The sequence below is a fragment of the Legionella sp. genome (assembly GCF_965140895.1).
Taxonomy (GTDB): Bacteria; Pseudomonadota; Gammaproteobacteria; order Legionellales; family Legionellaceae; genus Legionella.
This window is the reverse complement of record NZ_CBCSKT010000014.1, coordinates 1-6,571: the sequence shown is the minus strand read 5'-3', so window position 1 is coordinate 6,571 and position 6,571 is coordinate 1. Positions and strand designations below refer to the sequence as shown.

Here is a 6,571-nt window from a genome sequence, read left to right as displayed (position 1 = left end):
TAGCTTTCGCATCGTCTCTAGGTAGTACTTCGGCTCTTAGTGCTTGGGGTAGTGCTTTAGGACTTCATCTTATCCAAACTCAGGTTGCGGCTTTTACCTTGAGTTGTACTATAACCGCGGCAGTTGGTACTGGGCTCACTTTTTGGGGGTCTCGTACGGTAAGTACCAGTGCTCGACAAGGGTTATCAAAAGATTTGATGGATACTTATGATGCTGCGCTGAATGATGTAGGTCCCACAGCGCCCTTGGCTGAAGCACAATCCACATACTATACTCAGCCGAGGTATCAATAATTTCTTCATTGCTACCTTTAATTAAGCCCTATGATCTATTGTATAGAACAAGAGATATAGGGCTTAATACCATCACTTAAATTTTCATAGGAAATGAAAATGCAAGAGAAACAAAATTATTTTTTTAGAACCTGAACGGCAAAAAACACATCCTATCACTAGGAGTTTGGGATTCCCACGAGGATGAAACGGCCTATTGCGGTAAATACATTGCTAACCGCATGATGAGCAAATTCGAGGCAAAAAAAACAATGTTTCAGTGATGTGGATATGATTACATTTTTAATTGCTGGTAATAACTTAATGCCTGTGTCCTTGTTTCCTTATGATTAATAATTGGCTTTGGGTAGTTGCTATTCGCATAAATTTTTTCAGCATTAGCAGACTCCCAAGGAGCATGAATGGATTTACTGTCTAATTGACAAAGTTCAGGAACCCACCGTCGAATATAACTACCCTCAGGATCAAATTTTTGACTTTGTAACACTGGATTGAAAATCCGAAAATAAGGTGCAGCATCAACACCACAACCAGCAACCCATTGCCAACTGGCGCTATTATTTGCCAGGTCAGCATCGACCAGAGTATCTAAAAACCAATCGGCACCCAAACGCCAATCAATCAGCAAGCCCTTAGTAAGGAAGGATGCCACAATCATGCGTACACGATTGTGCATATAACCGGTTGCCCATAACTCTCGCATGCCTGCATCAATGAGGGGATAGCCAGTCAATCCTTTTTGCCAGCAGGCCAGTAATTGTTTTTCATTGTGCCAGGGAAATGCATTAAATTCTGCTTTAAAGTTCTTATGGGTGAGATTAGGAAAATGATAGAGTAGATAAACTGAAAACTCTCTCCAACCTAACTCACTAAGAAAATGTTCAGCGGAGGCTATATCACAATCTGGCTCAAGCTTGGCTAATTCAATGGCGCGCACAATAATTGATGGACTGATTTCTCCAAAATGTAAATGAGGTGATAAACGTGAAGTCGCATTTTTTATCGGATAGTCGCGATTATTTTTATAAGCATACAGGTGGCACTGGATAAACTCATCAAGCTTGTGTTGCGCACCGTCTTCTCCTGGTGTCCAATAGTCGCTAAATCGCGAAGCCCAATTGAGTTTGGGTAATAAGCCCCATTGTTCAAGCTCATCGCTTTGTAGATCAAAACCGCTAGGTTGGGAGGTCAAATGTATGGGCGGTTGAATACTAAGGGTTTGCTTACAGTGCTTCCAGTAGGGAGTAAACACTTTAAAATAGCTCCCGTTTTTATTTTTTATCGTCCACGGTTCGTGAAGCAAGCTCCCATTAGAACTTTGTACTTCAATACCCTGGCCCAGCAAGGTTGCTTTAATCTTTTTATCACGAGCGATTGCTTTAGGCTCATAACAGCGATTCCAGAATACGGCACTTATCGGAACTTTTTTGAGTAAATCTAAAATAATCTCCAATGGTTCGCCTTTACAAAGAAGGAGATTTAATCCTAGTTTCTTTAAAGAGCTACTTAATGAGCTAAGACTATGATGCAGCCACCAGGCTTGTGCTTCTCCTAAGATGTTGGTTTTTCCATCGTAAATATACAGTGGAATCACAATGCGATACTGAGAACATGCTTCGATAAATGCAGGATTATCACGCAATCTTAAATCTTGGCGAAACCAGACTAAGGCTATAGTCATATCAATCTCATGAGAATGAATAGGGGATATGTCATCTTGAACACAGCAAAGGCCTTCTCAGGATGACATCATGTTTTTAATCCTAGGGTAAATAATAATAAGGATTCGGTAATTTATATCCTTTTTCAGCATAGCCACCTTTTAAATCACTATATTGATCCCCTATCGTGGCAATAATGGTATAGCCTTGTTGGGTAATCAATTCGCGGGTGTGTGATTTAAATGGAATAATTGATTTCTGCACATAATTACTGGGGCGTAAATAAAGTCCTGCCCATTTATGATATCCTGCACGATGCAAATTTTTTACTGTTGCATTGGTTTCTGGTTTGCGTCTTCCAGTGATAAAGAATACTTTTACTCCACGCTGTATGGCATGATTATATAAGCTGAGAGTCGGTTTAATTGCTGGGGAATTCGCAGCCATGACATCTTGATGAAACTGCGCCTTTGTTCCAGTAAAATCACGTTGAATCATATACTTATAATTAGATAAACTGGTTTCGTCGATATCTAAAATAACAGCTAGCTTTTTGGGGTTTTTCTTTGTTTCATTCATGCGTGCTTGCTGATTAATATAGTGCTGAGCTTTGGCAATCACTTGCGCTAAATCTTTCTCATAGCGACCCGAATCATGATACTGTTTAAGTTCATTTTTTACACAGGTTAAGTTTGGTGGTTCTGCATAAGTGTAGGTTGTAACCGCAAGGGTGGAACAAAAGGCCAAGACCGCGAGGGGCAATTTCTTGAGGAGTGACTTCATTTAAATACCTATGTTTTATCAATGGCGGCATTATACTCAAGATACTTAATAATTTGGTAGTACAATCCCTGGTAAAATGCAGCGTTTTTATGTTTCCTCAGTTATAATGCGCGTTTATTTTGTTTAAATTGCCAAGGCCATGCATTTAAAGCAATTGAAATTAGCGGGTTTTAAATCCTTTGTTGATCCTACGGTGGTGCATTTTCCAAGCCAGTTGGTTGCCGTAGTTGGTCCTAATGGTTGTGGAAAATCCAACATTATTGATGCCGTACGCTGGGTTATGGGGGAGAGTTCTGCCCGTAATTTACGTGGTGAGTCAATGACGGATGTTATTTTCAATGGCTCTTCCAATCGTAAACCGGTCGGACAAGCTTCCGTGGAATTAATTTTTGACAATAGCCTCGGACGCTTAACCGGACCATTCGCCAGTTATGGTGAAATTGCCGTAAAACGGATGGTGACTCGCGATGGCGATTCCTCCTATTATTTAAATGGCAGCCGCTGTCGTCGGAAAGACATAACCGATATTTTCTTAGGTACTGGGGCGGGGGCGCGTGGTTATTCTATTATCGGCCAGGGCACCATTTCCCAATTGATTGAGGCAAGACCTGAAGATTTACGCGTTTTTCTTGAAGAAGCGGCAGGCGTTTCCAAATACAAGGAACGCCGTAAAGAAACCCTACAGCGTATCGCACATACCCGAGAAAATCTTACTCGTGTGGCTGATATTCGTGACGAATTAGATAAACAATTGCAGCGTCTGGAACGTCAGGCCAAAGCGGCCGAATGTTATCTTATTCTTAAAGATGAAGAGCAATTATGCCGTGCTGAAATTCTCGCTTTAAAATGGCGCGATTTTGTAACGCAACAGCAGGTGAAGCAGCGCGAATTACACGATTTAGCGGTAAGCCATGCCGAACAGCAAAGTCTTTTGACTAAGGCGAATACCGAGCGCGTAGTCTTTAACGAGAAACTTCACGATGCGGATGAGCAAACCCAACAAATACAGGCAACTTTTTATCAGTTAGGGACGGAAATTGCACGCTTAGAAGAAACCATTCAGCAACAAACTCGTGAAAAAAAACGTTTGGAACAAGATCAGCAGCAAATGCAAGATGATTGGCAGGTCGCTGAAGAACAATTAAAGCAAGATCAAGAAGAGCTGCAGCAGTGCCAGCAAAAAGCGGAACGCCTTGATTTGCAATTAGCTAAATTACGTGCTCAGTTTAAAGAGCAAGAAGGGCAGTCGCAAGAAACCCAAAAGCAACAGGCACAGTGGGATATGCATTGGCAAGAGGTTCAGGCGCAAGCGAATAACTTGAAAAGAGAGTTTCAAGTGGCGCAAGTCAATGCTCAGCATTTGGAGCAAAAACAACAACAAACCTTAGTGCGTTTGGAAAAGCTTCAATTAGAACAAGAATCCATCTCCATTACTGAATTACAACAAACCCGCAGTGACTTAGAACAACAGCAGGAAAAACTGGTAGAAAATCAACAGTTTGATGAAGCGCAATTAAAGCAATGCCAAGAGCATTGCAGCCAATTAAGGGCTAAGGCGCAAGAAACAGAACAGCAATTGCACCAACTACAGGATGAGTTTCACCGTGCTAACAGTGAACATGCTGCCTTGCAAGCTGCTCAGCGTGCTGCCAGACAAGGCATGCAAACCAATAAAAATGGAGTTAGTGTCTGGACTGATAAACCGCGCTTAATGGATGTACTTCAGGTTGAGACCAAATGGCAAGTTGCCTGTGAACGCGTACTGGATGAAGCCTTGCATGCTTATGTCTTGGAATCTTTTGAGGAACTATGGCCGCAACGAGAACTTTGTGAACGGCAAGGGGAAAATATTGTTACGTTGCGCGTGGTGACAGAACAAACTACAACTCGCCCACGCCTCATCGATAAAATACAAGGCGCAGTGCCAGCACATGTGCATCCCCTCGAGCATATTTTTACCGCAGAGAATTTTGATGACGCATTAAATTGGTTGCCGGAATTGGCTGAGTACCAATCGGTGATTACGCCTGATGGGTTCTGGTTAGGTAAAGGTTGGGTTAAATTTGTTCCTGCCAAAGAGCAGGATGAGTTAGGCTTACTTGCGCGTCAACAGAAGATTACTGATTTAACTCAAGTGGTGAATTCACTCGAGCAACAAATTGCTACTTTAAGGGAGCAGCGCGATCACTTTCATCAGGGGGTGCAAAGGAGCCTTAAAGATATTGAGTTGCAGCAGCTGAATGTGAACTCTTGTAATGAAGCATTAAGAACAAACAGTGCTGCTTTAAGCAGCAATGAGCAGGCCATACTTCATGCTGAAAAACTTGCCGCAACTTTGGCGAATGAATGTGATGATTTGCAGATGGTGTTGGAAGATACTGTTGCTGAGCTCATGACTATTAAAGCGCGCTTGCAGGAATTAGAAGGGCAATGTCAGGAATCTGAATTGCAGCAAGAGCAATGCGTGCATGAAAAGCAAGAGTGGCTCAATGTCTTGGCCTCGCAAAATAAACAGGTAGAAGAAGCACGCATGGCTTTACACCATGCAGAAATAGAACACGATCGGGAAAAAAATAAAATACAGCAATTGGGCGATCGTATTGCTCGTGAGCAAGAACGCTTGGATATTCTACAAGAGCGTCTGGAAAGCCTGGCATTGCTCTGTTTGCAATCGGAAAATCCGGGCACTGAACTCAAAGCACAATTAGAACACCGGCTACTGCAACAAGCTGAAGTAGAAATGCAATTAACCATGAGTCGTGAACAGCAGGCCCAGTTGCGTATGGATCTTGATGAGCTTGAGAAAAATATTTTAAACTGTGATCTTGAAGTTAAGCGTGTGCAAGAGTTAATTGGACATGCACGTATGGAAGAACAAGCTTTAGCGGTTCGGGCCAGTTCCGTACAAGAATCTTTAGACGAATCCGCTTTACAGGCGCAGGCTGTGTTAGAACACATTCCTCAAGGCATCAGTCAAGGGATGCGGGAAGATGAGCTGCTTGCCTTGACTGATAAAATTAAACGTTTGGGGGCGATTAACTTAGCCGCAATCGAAGAGTTCGCAAGCGAACAACAACGTAAAGTTTATTTAGATGAGCAACATAATGATTTATGCGAAGCCTTAGCAACACTTGAAACCGCCATTGACAAGATGGATGAGGAAACTCGAGTACGACTTGAAAATACTTTTGATGAAGTAAACACTTCATTTAAGGCACTTTTCCCACGACTTTTTGGTGGCGGCCGTGCACAACTCGAATTAACTGGTGATAATTTGCTAGAAGCTGGTATTGTAGTAATGGCACAGCCGCCTGGGAAGCGAAATAGTACGATTCATTTGTTATCCGGCGGGGAAAAAGCCATGACTGCGGTGGCTTTGGTATTTGCTATTTTCCAGTTAAATCCTTCACCATTTTGTATGCTGGATGAGGTCGATGCGCCTTTAGATGACGTTAACGTAGGGCGTTTTTGCGCGATGGTAAAAGAAATGTCACAATACGTACAGTTCCTTTTTATTACACATAATAAAGTAACGATGGAGTTGGCAGATCATTTGATGGGGGTAACTATGCGTGAACCTGGTGTTTCTCGCTTGGTTGCTGTTGATGTAACACACGCTTTGGCTATGGAGTAAAGAATGCAGGCAAATTGGAGTTTAATTCTTAATGTCCTGTTGTTGATTGGGGTAATAGTTGCCATTGGGCGCTTAATGAAGGCTCGTAGACAGGGCTTAAACACAGTACGACAACCGAAACCGAGTAGGGGGCGAGCAGAGGCAAACCCTGCTTATGATGGCCCAAGTTATAATGATGACATTATTGCTGTACGGAAGCT

At 42.5% G+C, this 6,571-nt stretch carries 4 protein-coding genes and 1 pseudogene; 3 read left to right on the top strand and 2 right to left on the bottom strand.

Annotation, left to right across the window (positions count from 1 at the left end):
- The coding region (locus ACQY7T_RS02215) for a hypothetical protein (RefSeq protein WP_428411087.1) at positions 1–293 on the top strand (293 nt) is incomplete at its 5' end.
- A 274-nt stretch (positions 294–567) separates the two neighbouring features.
- Here ACQY7T_RS02215 and ACQY7T_RS02210 read toward each other — a convergent pair.
- Positions 568–1,974, bottom strand: a complete 1,407-nt coding sequence (locus ACQY7T_RS02210; protein ID WP_428411086.1) for a cryptochrome/photolyase family protein — start codon at positions 1,972–1,974, stop codon at positions 568–570.
- An 82-nt stretch (positions 1,975–2,056) separates the two neighbouring features.
- Positions 2,057–2,737: an HAD family acid phosphatase gene (locus ACQY7T_RS02205; protein ID WP_428411085.1), complete on the bottom strand. Its 681-nt coding sequence runs from the start codon at positions 2,735–2,737 to the stop codon at positions 2,057–2,059.
- Between the two features lie 139 nt (positions 2,738–2,876).
- Here ACQY7T_RS02205 and smc point away from each other — a divergent pair, with 139 nt between their 5' ends.
- Both smc and ACQY7T_RS02195 read left to right on the top strand, forming a co-directional pair.
- The gene (gene smc / locus ACQY7T_RS02200) at positions 2,877–6,371 is read left to right on the top strand and encodes a chromosome segregation protein SMC (RefSeq protein ID WP_428411084.1); all 3,495 of its coding nucleotides are present in this window, start codon (positions 2,877–2,879) and stop codon (positions 6,369–6,371) included.
- Positions 6,372–6,374: 3 nt separating this feature from the next.
- A pseudogene (locus tag ACQY7T_RS02195) lies at positions 6,375–6,571 on the top strand (cell division protein ZipA C-terminal FtsZ-binding domain-containing protein); the annotation flags it as partial.

Bases quoted from the DNA above. Each gene is read 5' to 3' on its own strand.
- ACQY7T_RS02205 (WP_428411085.1), bottom strand. From the start codon at position 2,737: ATGAAGTCACTCCTCAAGAAATTGCCCCTCGCGGTCTTGGCCTTTTGT.
- smc (WP_428411084.1), top strand. From the start codon at position 2,877: ATGCATTTAAAGCAATTGAAATTAGCGGGTTTTAAATCCTTTGTTGAT.
- ACQY7T_RS02210 (WP_428411086.1), bottom strand. From the start codon at position 1,974: ATGACTATAGCCTTAGTCTGGTTTCGCCAAGATTTAAGATTGCGTGAT.